General features: G+C 46.6%; 15 protein-coding genes. 4 read left to right on the plus strand and 11 right to left on the minus strand.

Annotation, left to right across the window (positions count from 1 at the left end; translation table 11 throughout):
• Positions 1-224: 224 nt before the first annotated feature.
• A complete protein-coding gene (locus tag NL645_RS00450) occupies positions 225-1,061 on the plus strand; it encodes a pyruvate, water dikinase regulatory protein (protein WP_005392709.1) in 837 nt (278 codons plus the stop codon).
• Between the two features lie 84 nt (positions 1,062-1,145).
• On the opposite strand, the gene ansB is transcribed toward NL645_RS00450, so the two are convergent.
• The gene (gene ansB / locus NL645_RS00455; protein WP_253650949.1) at positions 1,146-2,210 is read right to left on the minus strand and encodes an L-asparaginase 2; all 1,065 of its coding nucleotides are present in this window, start codon (positions 2,208-2,210) and stop codon (positions 1,146-1,148) included.
• A 369-nt stretch (positions 2,211-2,579) separates the two neighbouring features.
• Entirely contained in the window at positions 2,580-3,836 is a 1,257-nt protein-coding gene (locus tag NL645_RS00460; protein WP_253650950.1) for an adenylosuccinate synthase, read from the minus strand.
• Positions 3,837-3,941: 105 nt separating this feature from the next.
• Here NL645_RS00460 and NL645_RS00465 point away from each other — a divergent pair, with 105 nt between their 5' ends.
• From NL645_RS00465 to NL645_RS00475, 3 genes are all read left to right on the plus strand, one after another.
• Complete coding sequence (locus NL645_RS00465) at positions 3,942-4,811, plus strand: LysR family transcriptional regulator (protein ID WP_253650951.1); 870 nt, start codon at positions 3,942-3,944, stop codon at positions 4,809-4,811.
• A 3-nt stretch (positions 4,812-4,814) separates the two neighbouring features.
• Complete coding sequence (locus tag NL645_RS00470; RefSeq protein WP_048624767.1) at positions 4,815-5,207, plus strand: ribosome recycling factor family protein; 393 nt, start codon at positions 4,815-4,817, stop codon at positions 5,205-5,207.
• A 79-nt stretch (positions 5,208-5,286) separates the two neighbouring features.
• The gene (locus tag NL645_RS00475; protein ID WP_114323419.1) at positions 5,287-5,901 is read left to right on the plus strand and encodes a LysE family translocator; all 615 of its coding nucleotides are present in this window, start codon (positions 5,287-5,289) and stop codon (positions 5,899-5,901) included.
• 93 nt (positions 5,902-5,994) lie between these two features.
• Here NL645_RS00475 and NL645_RS00480 read toward each other — a convergent pair whose 3' ends face one another.
• The 9 genes from NL645_RS00480 to doeB form a co-directional block, all read right to left on the minus strand.
• Positions 5,995-6,516 carry a DUF2058 domain-containing protein gene (locus tag NL645_RS00480; RefSeq protein WP_253650952.1) on the minus strand — a complete coding sequence of 174 codons (522 nt, stop codon included), beginning with the start codon at positions 6,514-6,516 and terminating at the stop codon, positions 5,995-5,997.
• A 47-nt stretch (positions 6,517-6,563) separates the two neighbouring features.
• Positions 6,564-7,340 (minus strand): Asp/Glu racemase, encoded by a 777-nt coding sequence (locus NL645_RS00485; protein WP_253650953.1) that lies wholly within the window; start codon positions 7,338-7,340, stop codon positions 6,564-6,566.
• Between the two features lie 56 nt (positions 7,341-7,396).
• A complete protein-coding gene (locus NL645_RS00490) occupies positions 7,397-8,356 on the minus strand; it encodes a cyclodeaminase (protein WP_253650954.1) in 960 nt (319 codons plus the stop codon).
• 14 nt (positions 8,357-8,370) lie between these two features.
• Entirely contained in the window at positions 8,371-9,345 is a 975-nt protein-coding gene (gene eutB / locus NL645_RS00495; protein WP_006741390.1) for a hydroxyectoine utilization dehydratase EutB, read from the minus strand.
• Between the two features lie 86 nt (positions 9,346-9,431).
• On the minus strand, positions 9,432-10,838 hold the full coding sequence (locus NL645_RS00500; RefSeq protein ID WP_053808062.1) for an aspartate aminotransferase family protein: 1,407 nt from the start codon (positions 10,836-10,838) through the stop codon (positions 9,432-9,434).
• Positions 10,839-10,879: 41 nt separating this feature from the next.
• Complete coding sequence (locus NL645_RS00505; protein ID WP_253650955.1) at positions 10,880-12,400, minus strand: NAD-dependent succinate-semialdehyde dehydrogenase; 1,521 nt, start codon at positions 12,398-12,400, stop codon at positions 10,880-10,882.
• A 155-nt stretch (positions 12,401-12,555) separates the two neighbouring features.
• Positions 12,556-13,035 carry an Lrp/AsnC family transcriptional regulator gene (locus tag NL645_RS00510; RefSeq protein ID WP_006741393.1) on the minus strand — a complete coding sequence of 160 codons (480 nt, stop codon included), beginning with the start codon at positions 13,033-13,035 and terminating at the stop codon, positions 12,556-12,558.
• Between the two features lie 91 nt (positions 13,036-13,126).
• Complete coding sequence (dctP, locus tag NL645_RS00515) at positions 13,127-14,140, minus strand: TRAP transporter substrate-binding protein DctP (protein ID WP_253650956.1); 1,014 nt, start codon at positions 14,138-14,140, stop codon at positions 13,127-13,129.
• A 318-nt stretch (positions 14,141-14,458) separates the two neighbouring features.
• The gene (doeB, locus tag NL645_RS00520; RefSeq protein ID WP_006741395.1) at positions 14,459-15,466 is read right to left on the minus strand and encodes a N(2)-acetyl-L-2,4-diaminobutanoate deacetylase DoeB; all 1,008 of its coding nucleotides are present in this window, start codon (positions 15,464-15,466) and stop codon (positions 14,459-14,461) included.
• Between the last annotated feature and the right edge of the window lie 32 nt (positions 15,467-15,498).

The raw sequence follows: 15,498 nt of genomic DNA on the forward strand, positions 1-15,498 counted from the left end.
GTAGGGGGACTTAAATCGCTCTAAACAATCGCATGTTGGCTGTTATTACACTTTGACCATACATTGCTTCATTTAGATTGATATCAAAGGCAAACGATTACGTTCTGGCTGAAAAAAATTCAAAAGAATTTTTAAAGCTGTGGTGAACCTAACTGAAAGCCAAACTGATTTATTAATATTATGTTTACCATCCTACTCAAAAGATTTTGAAAAATTAAACAGAAATGCAAATAAATAACCAAAGTCGTGATGTGTTCTATGTTTCTGACGGTACGGCGATAACATGTGAGACATTAGGGCATGTTGTTCTCGGTCAATTTCCGTTCATTCCTAACGAAAAAACCTTTCCGTTCGTAGAAAGCCAGGACAAAGTTGCTGACGTTGTAAAAGAAATTGAAACTTCCTACCAACGCAATGGCGTCAAACCTCTGGTGTTTTTCTCTATCGTGGTGCCAGACGTACGTGAAATGCTGCTGGAAGCGCCTGCATACAGCTACGATGTGTTGGAAAGCATTGTACAGAAAGTGCAAGATGACATTCAGATGGCGCCAAAACCCAAGTTGCAACGTTCTCGCAGTGTGGGGAAAGATTCCGATACCTATTTCGACCGTATCGCGGCCATTGAATATACATTGGCGCATGATGATGGCATCACGCTAAAAGGGTTGGAGCAAGCCGATATCATCCTGCTGGGAGTATCGCGCAGCGGAAAAACCCCCACCAGCTTGTATATGGCGATGCAATTTGGTTTGCGTGTCGTGAACTATCCGTTCATTGCGGAAGATGTGAAGATGATGCGTTTGTTGCCTGAGTTTGAGATCCATCGTCATAAATTATTCGGGCTTACTATCGACCCTGAACGTTTGACTGAAATCCGTGAGAATCGTTTGTCTGGAAGTGATTACGCCAGTACTGAGCAGTGTAAGTTGGAGCTAGACACCGTAGAGGCGTTGTTTAGAAGAGAGGCGATCCCATACATCAATACGTCCTCTCTCTCTGTGGAAGAGATCACCACGCGTATTCTTGAAAAAGCAGGGATGAAGCGCCGTTTGTTTGGTTAACAGGGGGCACCAACATCGTCGTGTGCAAGAGGAGGCGAGTAACTCCTCCTCTTGTGCATCTAAAGATGCCTTACACAGAATGATTTAATAGTATTGGAACATCTTTTGGATGTCTTGATAGTTTTTGGTTTGAGTCAGTGACAGCATCAGTAAGATACGTGCTTTTTGTGGGTTTAGTGTGCCTGAGGCAACAAAGCCATATTTGTCGTCATCAATTTCAGCATCCAAAGTGGTTGAGCCGGTTGGTGTGCGAGAGCTTCTTACAACAACAACGCCATCTTTGCTCGCTTTTTCTAGCTCATCAAAGATCGTGTGGTACAAGTTACCATTACCCACACCAGCACTTACAATACCGTCAAACTTGGCATCAACAAAGGCTTTGACTGGTAAGCTCGACGCATTTGCATAGTTATAAACAATTCCTACTTTAGGTAGTGTGTTGAGTTTTGATACATCGAATGGTGTTTCTGTGGTGTGTTTACGCTCTGGGCTTCGTTGATATTTGGCATCGCTATTATGAATGTAACCGATAGGACCAAAGTTAGGTGACTGGAAAGTACTGACGGAGGTGGTGTTTGTTTTAGTTACGTCTCGCGCATCGAAAATAGTGTCATTCATCGCGACTAACACGCCGCGCCCTTCAGAATCTTCATCGGTGGCAGTCACGACGGCGTTGTATAAATTAACTGGGCCATCAGCACTCATTGCGGTGGAAGGACGCATTGCACCGACGATCACAACTGGCTTTTTGCTCTTGACGGTCAGATCAAGGAAGTAAGCGGTTTCTTCTAATGTATCGGTACCATGAGTAATGACGATACCGTCAACATCATCTTGAGCGAGCAGTTCGTTGACGCGTTTGGCTAATTTAAGCCATACCTCATCATTCATATCTTGTGAACCAATACTGACCACTTGCTCTCCGGAAATATCGGCAATGTTGGTCATGCTAGGTACCGCAGAAATCAATGATTCGACACCGACTTTACCTGCGGTGTAGTTTGACTCTGTCGCAGATTGACCTGCGCCTGCTATGGTGCCGCCAGTGGCAAGGATTTTAATGTTCGGAAGATCGGATTGCGCAAAAGAGAACGAACTGATGCATAAACCGAGAGTTATCGTACTGAGGCGGAAAAGATTTTTCGTCATAGGAATCACCTGCTGTTAGGTTGGATGTTGGGGAACTCATCTATCCTAAAAACAGCGGGTTAGATTTTTTGAGCACTAGTTCAACAAATTGCAGATGAAGATCGTGATCAAGCAATCAGTTAAAGAACATTAATTCAAACAATTAACTTAAATAACGTGCTTCTTTAACAAGTGAGATGTACTAATAACGTGCACAATGCGTTATATGCTCTAATCTATTGATTGATAAATAAAGAGGGAAGGGAGGCGCGATTAGGTTACTAAACACGAATTGAGAAGTGCAATTTCTTCAAAGTTTACAGTGTAAAAAAAGCGGCTTTACCCCGGAACAGATAAAAGCCGCTTGCCAATGATGTGTTAATTCACATCTTATCGCATAATCATTTGTTCACGGCCTGGACCCACAGACACCATTTTTACTGGTACGCCCATCAGTTCCTCAATGCGTAGAACGTATTTCTGTGCTGCTACTGGAAGCTCTTCAAACTTACGACAACCTGTGATGTCCTCGCTCCAGCTTTCCATCTTCTCGTAGATTGGCGCAAGAGATGCCGTTTGAGGCCAGATTGGGTTTTCGCTGTGGTCGCCTTCGTAGCCAACACAGATTTTCAGATCGTTAAGGCCAGTCAAACAGTCTACTTTCGTTAGTGCAATTTCAGTTGCGGCTTGAAGTTCAACACCGTTCTTTGTTGCTACTGCGTCGAAGTAACCCATATCGCGTGGGCGACCTGTAGTTGCACCAAACTCGCCTGCAAGTTCGCGGAAAGCGTCTTGCTCTTCCATTGCCGTGATCAACGTACCGGTACCTACTGATGAGCTGAATGCTTTTGCAACCGCAATAACGCGCTCAGGACGAAGTGCTGGAAGACCACTGCCGATACCCGCATACATTGATACAACGTTAGAAGATGTTGTCCAAGGGTACTCACCGTAAACAAGGTCACGACCCGCACCAAGCTGCGCTTCGAACAACAGTGTTTTGTCTTTTGTTTGTAGCTCTTTTAGAGGCAGCGTTACGTTGCAAATTGAATCGCGCCAAGGTGCAGATACTTCTAGCAGCCAGTTCGCCAGTTCTTCAGCGGTTTGTTCAAAATCGAACGTCGGGTAAAGCGCACGCAGTTGTGGCAGTTTCCAATCCATCATGAATTGAAGGCGTTCAACCAATACTTCTGGTTGCTTCAACCAACCAACTAGGATGCCTTTCTTCATTACGCGGTCACCGTACGCAGGTGCAATACCTTGACGAGTTGAGCCGTATGCTTTGTCGCCTAAACGTTGTTCTTCTAGCGTATCTTCTAGTGCGTGTAGAGGTAGACAGAGTGTTGCGCGATCAGAGATGCACATATTCACTTTTACACCCGCTTCTTCAACTTCCGCAATCTCCTGAGACAGCAATGCAGGGCTGATAACCATACCCGGACCTAATACTGCCAAACAGTCTGGGTTGAAAACGCCACTTGGTAGCTGGTGCAGCTTGAACGTACCTAGGTCGTTAACCACGGTGTGACCCGCGTTGTTACCACCTTGGAAACGAATGCTTGCAGAAGCTTGCTCTGCCAAAAAGTCAACGATGCGGCCTTTGCCTTCATCACCCCAGTTTGCACCCACAACAACGATAGACGACATAATTTAATCTCCAAAAACAGATGCAAAAATCTTAAGATGTTCGCCATAATAAGAGAAATTAATTATACTCATTAACTTGATAAGAATCTCATATCGGAATTGGCAATGTTAGATTTGAACTGGCTGCGAACCTTCGTAACTCTTGCAGAGGTAAAGCATTTCGGCAAAACAGCGACGGAACTGCACATGACGCAACCGAACGTCAGCTTGCATATCAAGCAGTTGGAGCAGGCCACACGCACGAAATTGATTGAGCGAAATCCTGTGCAGTTGACGCAAGCGGGGAAGCGTTTGTTAGATACGGCGCAGCGGATGCTTAATGAGCTGCAAATTTGCCAATCGGATCTCAATGCCATCAACGATCTTACGCAAGGAACGCTTTCTATTGCGGCGAGCGATATCGTTTCACGTTTACTGCTTATCAAACCATTTCAGCAATTCAAAAGTGAATACCCGGGTATCGACTTGGCATTGTTCAATACCACGTCTTCTCAAGCGGTGGATTTGGTGAAAAGTGCGCGTGCCGATATCGGCTTTGTTATCGCACAAAAAGAGAGTCAACCGCTGCATTTTACGCCTCTCACGCAGATTCATTGGTGTGCGTTTGGCGATAACATTTTTGAGTGGCAGGACAATCGAAAAGAGAGCCAGACGTTGATTCTGCTAGGGCACGACACGCGAACCCGTGAGCTGATAGATGCGTCTTTACCTGAGTTAAATCTGCCGAAGCATCGCGTGATGGAAGTGGGCAGTGTGGAAGCACAAATCGACTGGGCAGAAGCAGGATTTGGGACCGCCATTGTGCCGGATTTCTCTCTTGATCCGAGGTTAACGCTTTCCCGAGAAGTCACGCCTTTGCCTAGTTTTCCAAACACCGATTTCGGCTACATTGTGCGCCAAAATCAGGTACTCTCCAAAGCCGCCAAACAGCTACTCACTTGGGTTGGAGAGAATGTGTCAGTGGTGGGAGAGTAACGGATGAAAGATGACGACATTATTGTTTCGCTTCCCTCTCTGATTCATCGCATTGGCGGTGAGAATGCTAAACGCATTAAAGTCATTGCGGCGGATTGCGGGTGTGACGTTAAGCGAGTTAGGCGTTCTCGTCATTGGCAAGTTTCTGGAGAAGCTTTGAACTTAAAAGCGTTACTTGATCAGCTAAAAGCAGGGCAGTGTGAAGAGCTAAGGTTTGTGATGAATAAGTTGGAGAAAGGGTTATCCGTTCATCAGGACAAACTGGAACCGTTAGAAGAAAAACTGATTCGGTTGGTGGTGCAAAACCCAAATATCACCTTGGCAGAGTTGATGACAGAAACGCACTGTACGATTGCGCAAGCCAGAGCAGCTCGGTTTGAAGCGGAAATGCTCTAGCGTAGAATTTTTATTTACTCATTCTAGCAGCCAATGTTACGGTGCGGGCTATTACTAAAAATTAAGGCCATTTTTTATCATGGATATTTGGAAGCTCCTCCTTTTTATTCCCGCTTGCTTTGCTCTGAATATGACTCCAGGCCCAAACAACTTATTGGCAATGAATAATGCGCGTTGTTACGGTTTTCGTGCCGCGTTTGTCGCTAGTTTAGGGCGTATTACGGCATTTTCTGGTATGATCGCGTTGTCTGCCTCTGGGCTCGCAGTGATTTTGTACACATCAGAAATGCTGTTTTTAGCGTTAAAGCTGGTGGGTGCGTTGTACCTATTGTGGATTGCATTCAACCTTTGGCGTTCGGAATCGAGCCCGCTCTCTGAGTTAACTAACTCACGCAACTATGCAGGGCTTGCGAAACAAGAGTTTACGCTTGCCGCCGGCAACCCGAAGGCGATTCTTATTTTTACTGCATTTTTGCCGCAGTTTGTAGATGTGAACGCTAACGTTCAAGAGCAGTTTTTTGCCCTTGGCTCCACGTTTTTGATATTAGAAATGGTCGCCATTTCAATTTACGCGATTTTTGGTTTGTACCTTAGACATTGGTTCTCAAATCCAAAAATGGCGAAACGTTTTAATCGCGGATGTTCGCTGTTTTTAGCCGCATCTGGTGTGAATTTGCTACTAAGTAAGCAATAACGCACATCATTTCTGTAGCGTATTTTTTCTATTAAAAAGAGCCGCTGATGTTATATCAGCGGCTCTTTTCGTTTATGCATCTATTGTTTGTTGTTACCACATCAAGTCATCTGGCACGACGAAATCTGCGTATGGGTCGTCTTCTGCTGGAATGTCCGATTCTGGTTCTTTCTGTTCGATGATGACGGATTCATCACGTTGAGCAATTTTATTCGCTACTCCGCGTGGAATGACAACGTAGCTTTCACCGACAATCGCAATGGCTAGAATGCCTTTAATCAACTGTTCACGGATGAGAGCATCAACATACAGTGACTTAACCAAGGTGCCATCGGTGAAGTTGTACTTAATATCGCCATCTTTTAAGTCGATCTTGTTCATCTCAATCAATTGATTGATTTGCGCTTTGAGCTCTTTATTCAAACGCTCGGCATTTTGCTGTTCGCTCAATTGTTTATCACGCTCTAACTGTTGGCGTTTATTCTCTTCAACCGCCGCTTTTACTTCGCGTGCTTGAACGCGTGATTTTTTAGAGCCTTTCTTCGCTTTCTTTAGTTTCTTTTCATTAACTAAGCCAGCTTTCAGCATTTGTTCTTGAAGGGTAAGTTTTGCCATGTTTCATCCAGTTAGTGCGCAATTTTGTGCATTTTAGCGAGTCCTTATCAGCAAGGAAAGGGCGATGATGACACGTCGGAGAAATTATCGGACTCAAGCAAACGCAATGCGTCCCAAAGCATCACTTGGTTGGAGCTTAGTACAGGAATACCAAAGCGGCTTGAGAAATAAGGCAGTAGATGCATGACTCGCATGTTCGTGCATGAAATAAATACCGCGTCCACAGTGCAATCAATCGACTCAAGCAGCTGCGCTAAGGCATTTTCTATGTCTTGTCCTCCAATGGTTGGGATATGGGGATCGTAGTCGAGATTGAAATACCCAAAGGCCAGAACGTCAATGCCATGTTCGGTCATGGACTCATAAAGTGGGTGATTGACGTCATTAGTATACGGCGTCAGAATAACGATTCTTTGAGCTTGATGGTGTTCAAGCGCTCTCAGTGCGGCTTGCCAAGGGTTAGTTGTTATGGCTTCGGGTCTCTCTTGACGAATTAAATCAGTGATTTTATCGGAGCCAATGAGCACACTAGCTGACGTACAGCCAAACGCCATGACGTTGATTGGCCACATTGGCACGATGGTGCGTACACACTCGTGGATACTGTTTTGCATGTCTGTTAAGTGCAGAGGATCGACAGTACCTGTAGTGAGAAAGCGTGAAGTGTATAAGCGAACATCTGCGGGTAAATGCTCGCGCCATTCGTTTTCTAGCACATAGTCGGTCGCGAGTTGAATGAGTCCGATTGAACGTTGATAAGCGGATACATCCGCCGAAAACTCAAACTGAGTGGTTAAAGATTGAAACGTACAGAGCTCTGGCATGTTACGGCCCTCAAAAAGTGCGGTGGTTGCCCACCGCCAAAGTCACAGGGAATAAGTTACATCGTGGATTGAATGCTGGTGAGTTGTTGAGCGGTGTAGTCAGCGATTGCGGTGTCTTGAACGCCAGTTCCCGTTAAATCACATACCGAAACATCGTCAACACGCCTTGAGTAGAGGTGCTTGCCGCAAATGATGTCGCCAAGTTCGACTAGGCTACGGGTGAGCGGTTTGTCTACACCACGTAATTCGCCAAGTGATTCTGACTGACTGATTCGATCAACCACCAGATGCTCAGCGTTTAGGATGACTGAGGTGGCAAGCTCACGTTTATGAGGGCTGTCTGAACCCATAGCGATCACGTGTGCTCCGGATGGGATATCTTCCCAATTCAGCAAAGGTTCTTTTGATGGTGTTGTCGTGACAATAATGTCGGCTTCTTGGCATGCTTGCTGGATAGAGGAGTGTACGGATACGGATAGATCGTATCGTTGCTCCATACGTTGTTTGTAAGCCTGCGATTTTGTGTTGTCTCTTGCCCAGATGTTCACTTGGGAGATTGGCCTAACTAATTTTATTGCAGCGACTTGTAGTTCTGCTTGAAGCCCACTGCCAATAACCGTAATTTTAGATGCTTCTGAGTTCGACAGGTATTTCGCGGAGGTAGCGCCGGCGAGAGCAGTACGAATGTCGGTTAGATACCCTTCGTCAAACAATACGCTATCAACCAGCCCTGTTTTCGCGCTAAAGAGCACCATCAAACCATTTAGGCTGGGTAGTCCCAGTTTTGGGTTATCAAAAAAACCTGGGCTGATTTTTATCGCGAAGCGCTCATTGCCTTTGATATGCGCCGTTTTTACATCCACTTCGCCGTTATGCTCTTCGATTGCCATACTAAGAATCGGAGGCATGGTGACGTTGCCTTGCCCAAGTGCTTTGAAGCCATTTTCCACGGCCGCTAACGCATTAAGATCTAACTGAGTCACTTGCTCTATCTGAGATTTACTATAGATTTTCATTCGCACGACCTCGGTTATTCTTTGACTTGGCGGCCAATTTTTAATGCCGTCTCAAAAGTGTCTGAAGAGACGTTTTTTCCACTGAGCACCAAAACGACTTTCTTACCGCGTAAGTCCAGTTGATGCTGGTGAATGGCGGCAAGCCCCACTGCGGCTGCGCCTTCTACGGCAAATTTTTCTGCATCGAAAATATCTGCCATGCCTTTGGCGATGTTGTGTTCACTGACTAAAAACGCTTTATCCATGACTTCTTGCACGAGTTTGAAGGTATAGCGATTGTCTAAACCTATGCCGCCACCTAAGCTGTCAGCAAACGATTCGTGCTCTTCAACTTGTACTGGTTTTCCTGCTTTAATGCTTTCTACCATCGCAGCGCCTTTGTCCATGGAAACGCCATACACGTTCACTTTGCTGCTATTTGATTTTGCGGCTAAGCCAATACCACCAATCAATCCGCCACCAGATAACCCGGCGAAAATGACGTCGACATCAGGAAGATCTTCAATGATTTCTAGCCCAATGGTCCCTTGTCCGGCGATGATGTCTGGGTGTTCGAATGGTGAGAGATAGGTCATCGACTCTTCTTCTGTTAGCCTCAATGCTTCTCGCTCCGCGTCGTCTTGAGCTTGACCAACAATTCGAACTTCTGCGCCTAATGCTTTAATTGCGTCGACTTTGTTTTGTGGCACTAAATTGGACATACAAATCACGGTGCGGACTCCTAGTCGTTGCCCAGCATAAGCCACGGCACGGCCGTGATTACCAGTAGAGCAAGTGACGACGCCATGTTGTTTTTGTTCCTCACTCAGTTTGTTCATGGCATGAGTCGCTCCACGCAATTTAAAAGCACCAATAGGTTGTAGTGTTTCCAGTTTTAACCAAATTTCACATTGATATTGTTGCGATAACAGTGGTGAGTGAAGTAATGGTGTGCGACTGACTAATCCGTTAATCGCTTTCTTTGCGGCAAAGATTGCTTGTGTTTCCATGTAGTACGTCTCTTAGGACCGCCCCCTCTAATTTGGTCAGAGGGGGCGGTAATCATTGGTAGGTTTGTGAGTTGGTTAATTCGCGGTTATTTTGGCTGCCACTGTTTAGACGTGACGAGGTTATCCATCACTTTATTGACCGCTTGGTGCGCTTTGTCGACAATAGTGTCGATGTCATTACGATTTGCGATAAGCGGTGGAGCAAATCCGAGGATGTCACCATGTGGCATGGCGCGAGCGATTAAGCCTTGCTCTAAACAGGCCGCCGCGATTTGCGGACCTACTTTCAAGTTTGGATCAAAGTGTGCTCGGCGGAGTTTATCTGAAGAAAACTCCAACGCATGCAACAAGCCAACGCCACGAGTATCACCGACCAATGGATGATCGTTAAACGTCTCCGCCATACGTTGCTGCAGGTAAGCACCGACCTCGGCTGCGTTTTGCACCAAGCCTTCACGTTCAATGATATCGAGGTTGCAGTTCGCGGCTGCCGCTCCCATTGGGTGACCGGAGTAGGTATAACCGTGTCCGATAGCGCCCCATTGGTCGGTGCCGTTTTCTAGCACACTCCAAACTCGTTCACCCACGATCACGCCAGACAGCGGTTGATACGCTGAGGTTAACCCTTTCGCTACCGTGATGAGATCCGGTTTCATGTCGTAGTGCAGTGAGCCAAAATCGGAGCCGAGGCGGCCAAAGCCACAGACCACTTCATCCGCAATCAAGAGTACATCGTATTTGTCGAGTACTTTGCGAATCGCCTGCCAGTACCCTTCTGGTGGTGGCACAATACCGCCAGTACCGAGCACTGGTTCCGCAATCATCGCTGCTACCGTTTCAGGGCCTTCTTCCAAGATCATCGCTTCGAGTTGATCCGCACAATATTGAGAGAATTCAAGCTCAGACATGCTCTCGTCTTCACGGCGATAGTAATACGGCGCCATAGTGTGCTTGATGCGCTCAAGCGGTAAATCAAAATGTGCGTGGAACAGAGGTAGCCCTGTCATTGAACCCGAAGCGATACTTGAGCCATGGTAGCCGCGATCACGGGAGATGATTTTTTTCTTCTCTGGTAGACCACGAGCATTGTTGTAATACCACACCAACTTAAGTTGAGTTTCGTTCGCATCACTGCCTGACATGCCGTAGTAGACTTTACTCATGCCTTCAGGCGCCATTTTGATGATGCGATCTGACAGTGTCACTAGTGCTTCGTTGGTATGACCGACGTAAGTATGGTAGTACGCCAGCTCTTTGGCTTGTTCATAAATAGCATCGGCCATTTCAGTCCTGCCATAGCCAATGTTCACACAATACAACCCGGCAAAGCCGTCTATCAGCTCGATGCCTTCTGAATCGGTGATGCGTATTCCGCTTCCGCTCGAGATAATTCTTCCCGAAAGCTCCCCAGCCGCATACTGCTTCAGGTGGGTTGAGGCATGAAATACTCTCTGACGGTCGATCTCTAAAAGTTGTTGGGTTTTGTTGCTCATGATCCTTCTCCTCGAATAATTGGATATCCATATTTCGTGCCTTAACTGCCACTGACGGTTGGTAAAGCGCCTAAGCAGCAGTATTTGATTTCACTGTATTCTTCAAAGCCGTGGCGACTGCCTTCTCGTCCAAGCCCTGACTGTTTCACGCCGCCGAATGGGATAGGGTGGCCAGTCATCTTGACGGAGTTCACGCTCACCATGCCAAACTCCAAACCACGCATGCAGCGCCAAATTTGGTGAATATCGTGACCATAAACATAGGCAGCTAAGCCGTACTCAGTGTCGTTGCTCATTTCAATCACGGTATCTAAGCCTTGGTAAGGCAATACGCCTGCCACAGGACAAAAATTCTCTTCGCGATACACCGCCATATCAGGGGTGACATCGGCCAGCAATGTCGGCGCAAAGAAGTTTTCGCCTGGTACGGGCTGGTGGTATCCCGCTACCAATCGCGCGCCTTTGTCGAGTGCGTCACGCACCAAATCATGCGCTTTATCCGCCGCAGCGCGATTGATCAGCGGCCCCATGGTGGTTTTTTCATCTAAACCATTGCCTAAAATGATGTGGCTCATTTCTTTGGCAAACGCTTCCAAAAACGCTTCGTACTTATCTTCGGGGACGAAAATACGGTTTGCGGCCAAGCAGTCTTGTCCTGCAGTTTGAAACTTGGCATCCACGGCGGCTTTGGCTGCTTGCTCGACATCCATATCTGGCAGCACGATGAAAGGGGCATTACCGCCGAGCTCCATACTGCACTTCTTCACGGTTTGTGCCGCGTCACGCAGCAGCAACTTACCCACTCGAGTTGAACCTGTGAACGAGAGCGCTTTGACTTTATCGGAGTGACACAAGGTTTGTGACACCATCACCGCATCGCCAGTGATCACGTTAAATACACCAGGTGGAAAGCCAGCTCGGTCTGCTAATTCTGCCAAGGCCAATGCGGAGAAAGGCGTTTCACTGGCAGGTTTGATAAGCACCGGACAGCCTATCGCTAATGCTGCGGCGGCTTTACGGGTGACCATTGCATTAGGAAAATTCCATGGTGTAATCAGAGCTGCGACACCAATCGGTTCGCGCACCGTTGACAGCTGCGCATTCGGAATATGACTTGGGATGGTTTCGCCATAACTGCGGCGTGCTTCCTCTGCAAACCAACGAACAAAGGATGCGCCGTAGTCAATTTCACCCAAAGCATCACTTAATGTTTTGCCTTGCTCCATAACCATCAAACGAGCAAGATCTTGTTTTGATTCTAAAATCAGATCGTGCCAACGCATGAGAATTTCAGCGCGCTCTTCTGCTTGCATTTTTCGCCATTGACGAAAGGCTTGGTCGGCTTCATCAATCGCTTGATAGAGTTGTTGCTGAGATAGCTTGGTAATGTAGCCGATGACCTTACCATCCGCTGGATTATCCACCGGATGAAATTGGTCACCACTTACCCATTTGCCATTTACGTACGCTAAACCTCTCACCAAACGTACGTCTTTCATTATCGCCATCATGTCGTGCGAGGCTTTTAATTCCTCAGCATGTAAGCTGTGCAGTGCTGTCATGAGTCCTTCTCCCAGCGTCGTTGTCCATAGTTAAACTGTAATGGAGAAGTGACCGAAATAATTTCTGATGCCGAGGTTTAAACCATCAAAACTTTCTTTTCCACACCATCAGATATGGTGATTTTTCTGGTCGTCTTTTAAGCGTGTTTTCCCTTTTAGAACAAGGCGTTTTGGTTCACTTCTAATGTGCCTGCATCACGTTTGATTGTTTTCGTCACGATGTAAGTAAAGTAGCGCTCAATGCCCACTTCTGACTCTAACCAGTTGTCGATAAGCCGCTGATATTGGTCAATATCTTCCGACTGAATTTTGAGGATGTAATCGACACCGCCGCCTGTGGCATAACAATCAGTGACTTCTGGTGAGTGTTGAACCAGTTGCTCGAAACGTTTGAACGCTTGGGCACTGTGCTCTTTGAGCGTAACTTCAACCATGACCGACGTTCGTTTGAACAAAACATCGGTATTTACTTTTGCCCCGTAGCCTTCAATGATGCCTGCTTCTTCCAGTTTTTTGACACGCTCCCAGCAAGGGCTCACGGATAGGTTAATGGCCTCGGCAAGGTGAGATTTGGTAATACGGCCATTGTCATGAAGTATTTGTAGAATTTTTACGTCGTAGCGATCGAGGCGCATAATTGGTCTCCCTGTAAAATACCAATCAGTTCAGAATAGTTGATGACTGGTCAACCGCTATAAGGTGGCCCGAAGGCCACTCCTTTTTCTGTTATTGATTGAACTCTTGTTCCAGTGAGCTCAGCACCGCTTTACCGCTGTCGCCTGTAAGCTCGATGTATTTGTCCCGCATTGGCATAGAGGCTTGTTTAAATGCTGCACGTTCGTCACTGTCGAGTTTGATCATCTGCATATCTGGTTTTGCTTGCTTAATTTGCTCAAGACGTTTTTGGTTAAACTCATCCTGTTTTTCAAATATAAAGTCAGTCATACCAGCGATGACTTTATTGACCTGATCTTGGCGGTCTTGTGGAAGGGTTTCGAACCAACTGTTGTTGGTAATGACAGTAGTAGTAAATTGTTGTTGTCCTGCCCAGATCATGTAGTCGTTCACTTCGTAGAACTTCATTTCTTCGATAGCAAAAACGGGGTTTACTTGACCATCGATCATTTTAAGTTGCAGAGCACCATAGACTTCTGAGTAGGGTAAAGGCGTAGGGTCGGCTCCAAACGATTTATAAGCCTCAACCAGCATTGGCGATGCCATCACGCGTATTTTGAAGTTATCAAAATCTTTTGGAGAACGAATCTCACGGTTGGTCGTCCACACCATTTCACCTTCTGGATACATAGTGAGAAGTTTGAGGTTTTTCTGTTCTAGCTTTTTGCCGAGTGTGTCATAGATAGTAGGGCTTGAACTCAGCACTTTTTTATTCACATCATTGTCTTGCGACAAAAGGTAAGGGATGGAGAAAACCTGCATTTCGGGCACGAATGAACCAAAAATACCTGGCGATGCGTTGGTAAATTGGATAATACCGTTCGCAGTAAGCTCGGTAAGATCTTCTGACTGACCTAATGTGCCGTATGGATAGACTTCCACTGTGACGTCGCCATCGGTTGCATTTTCGATGCGCTTTTTAAACTCTTGCGCATAAGCATCTTGCACCGAGCCTTTGACTTCTTCTAGAGCGAATTTCCACGTTTCTGCATAAACATTGCTGGTGGCAAAGCTGGCAGCGATCAGTACGGCACTCGTTAGGTAGCTGTGTTTCATCGGATTCATCCATTTCTTCCTTAATCAGTTTGTGAGTCAATTCACCAACGGCAGGTGATACACCAGACCCGATGTTGTGTCGTGTTTAGGGCGTGTTGACCTTTCGAGCTGATTTTTGCAGCGCTTTGTGGGTGGCCTACATAAAAAGCCGATAACGCAGTAGAAATGAACCACAAAGGCTGCCCGAAGGGTTCGGTTTAAATCGTTTTATGCTTTGTTGAAGACCATTTGCTTAGAATGACTAGGCTGCATAGTCTTCGCCGCGCCTAAAACGATTTTACCTCGAACAAAATTTAACCGCGAAAGGTCAATACGCCCTAGTAAGAGTTAGTTTAATTCGCCACAGTCTTCGGCAATTACGGCGACCGTGTCACCAATGTTGACCATGGCAGGGAAACGACGTGCAGCAAAAATCCCACTGCGCTGCGCTTTGTATTCGATTGGGTCGCTCCCTGTACGCTCGGTTGAATAGATTCTTGCCAGTACATCGTCTTGTTTGATGGTATCGCCAAGCTCAAATAAGTATTCGGTGATACCGTTGTGCTGGCTTTGCACGTAGCAACTTGCATCGGGCATATCAAGCAACCTAGTTGGCAGGGTTGGTTTTTCGTAATCACCTGATAAGTTGCCTGAAAAACGCAAGAAGTTACGAATACCACGGTCGGCATAAGCGATGGTTTCTGGAGTGCTGGTTCCGCCACCTCTGAGCTCTGTGGTGACGAAGATTTTGCCTTGAGATTCCACTGCGGTGTCGTACAGGCTAGTGGCGTCCATTTCGAGCAAGATCATGGTGTAAGGTGCGCCAAACAGTTTCGCACCTAAGATGCATGCTTCTTCTTGATCGAGGTTGTCGAGGCGATGGGCTGCGGCGAAAGGCACGATGTCTAACGTTTTACCACCTGAATGAATGTCTAACGCAAAATCGCACATGGGTACTAAGTAACGAGTAAAGTAATCCGCGATTTTTTCGGTCACTGAGCCTACAGGGTTTCCGGGAAAGCTGCGATTTAAATTCCCTTTATCGATAGACGATGTGCGCGAGGCATTTTGTACCGCAGGTAAGTTCATCATTGGCACAATAATGACGCGCCCTTGGATTTGCTCTGCTTGCAGCGAGTTTGCCAATTTAAGCAGGCTGGTAATGCCTTCGTATTCATCACCGTGATTACCGCCAGTAAGCAGCGCCGTTGGCCCGTGACCATTTTTGATCACGGTGATAGGTATCATGATGCTTCCCCAAGCGGAGTCATCATGGGAATAGGGCAGCGCTAAAAAGCCGTGCTGCACGCCTTCTCGGTCAAAGTCTACGGTGGCTGTGATCGAGCTCTTTTGCATATCGAGTCCTTTTTGTTCTTAAGCCTAGTTCA

It is taken from the genome of Vibrio sp. Y51_MX_L26, from assembly GCF_024181935.1.
Lineage (GTDB): Bacteria > Pseudomonadota > Gammaproteobacteria > Enterobacterales > Vibrionaceae > Vibrio > Vibrio diabolicus.

Bases quoted from the DNA above. Each gene is read 5' to 3' on its own strand.
- dctP (WP_253650956.1), bottom strand. From the start codon at position 14,140: ATGAATCCGATGAAACACAGCTACCTAACGAGTGCCGTACTGATCGCT.
- NL645_RS00450 (WP_005392709.1), top strand. From the start codon at position 225: ATGCAAATAAATAACCAAAGTCGTGATGTGTTCTATGTTTCTGACGGT.
- NL645_RS00475 (WP_114323419.1), top strand. From the start codon at position 5,287: ATGGATATTTGGAAGCTCCTCCTTTTTATTCCCGCTTGCTTTGCTCTG.
- NL645_RS00510 (WP_006741393.1), bottom strand. From the start codon at position 13,035: ATGCGCCTCGATCGCTACGACGTAAAAATTCTACAAATACTTCATGAC.
- NL645_RS00490 (WP_253650954.1), bottom strand. From the start codon at position 8,356: ATGAAAATCTATAGTAAATCTCAGATAGAGCAAGTGACTCAGTTAGAT.
- eutB (WP_006741390.1), bottom strand. From the start codon at position 9,345: ATGGAAACACAAGCAATCTTTGCCGCAAAGAAAGCGATTAACGGATTA.
- NL645_RS00465 (WP_253650951.1), top strand. From the start codon at position 3,942: ATGTTAGATTTGAACTGGCTGCGAACCTTCGTAACTCTTGCAGAGGTA.
- NL645_RS00470 (WP_048624767.1), top strand. From the start codon at position 4,815: ATGAAAGATGACGACATTATTGTTTCGCTTCCCTCTCTGATTCATCGC.
- NL645_RS00480 (WP_253650952.1), bottom strand. From the start codon at position 6,516: ATGGCAAAACTTACCCTTCAAGAACAAATGCTGAAAGCTGGCTTAGTT.
- ansB (WP_253650949.1), bottom strand. From the start codon at position 2,210: ATGACGAAAAATCTTTTCCGCCTCAGTACGATAACTCTCGGTTTATGC.
- NL645_RS00505 (WP_253650955.1), bottom strand. From the start codon at position 12,400: ATGACAGCACTGCACAGCTTACATGCTGAGGAATTAAAAGCCTCGCAC.
- NL645_RS00500 (WP_053808062.1), bottom strand. From the start codon at position 10,838: ATGAGCAACAAAACCCAACAACTTTTAGAGATCGACCGTCAGAGAGTA.
- NL645_RS00460 (WP_253650950.1), bottom strand. From the start codon at position 3,836: ATGTCGTCTATCGTTGTTGTGGGTGCAAACTGGGGTGATGAAGGCAAA.
- doeB (WP_006741395.1), bottom strand. From the start codon at position 15,466: ATGCAAAAGAGCTCGATCACAGCCACCGTAGACTTTGACCGAGAAGGC.
- NL645_RS00485 (WP_253650953.1), bottom strand. From the start codon at position 7,340: ATGCCAGAGCTCTGTACGTTTCAATCTTTAACCACTCAGTTTGAGTTT.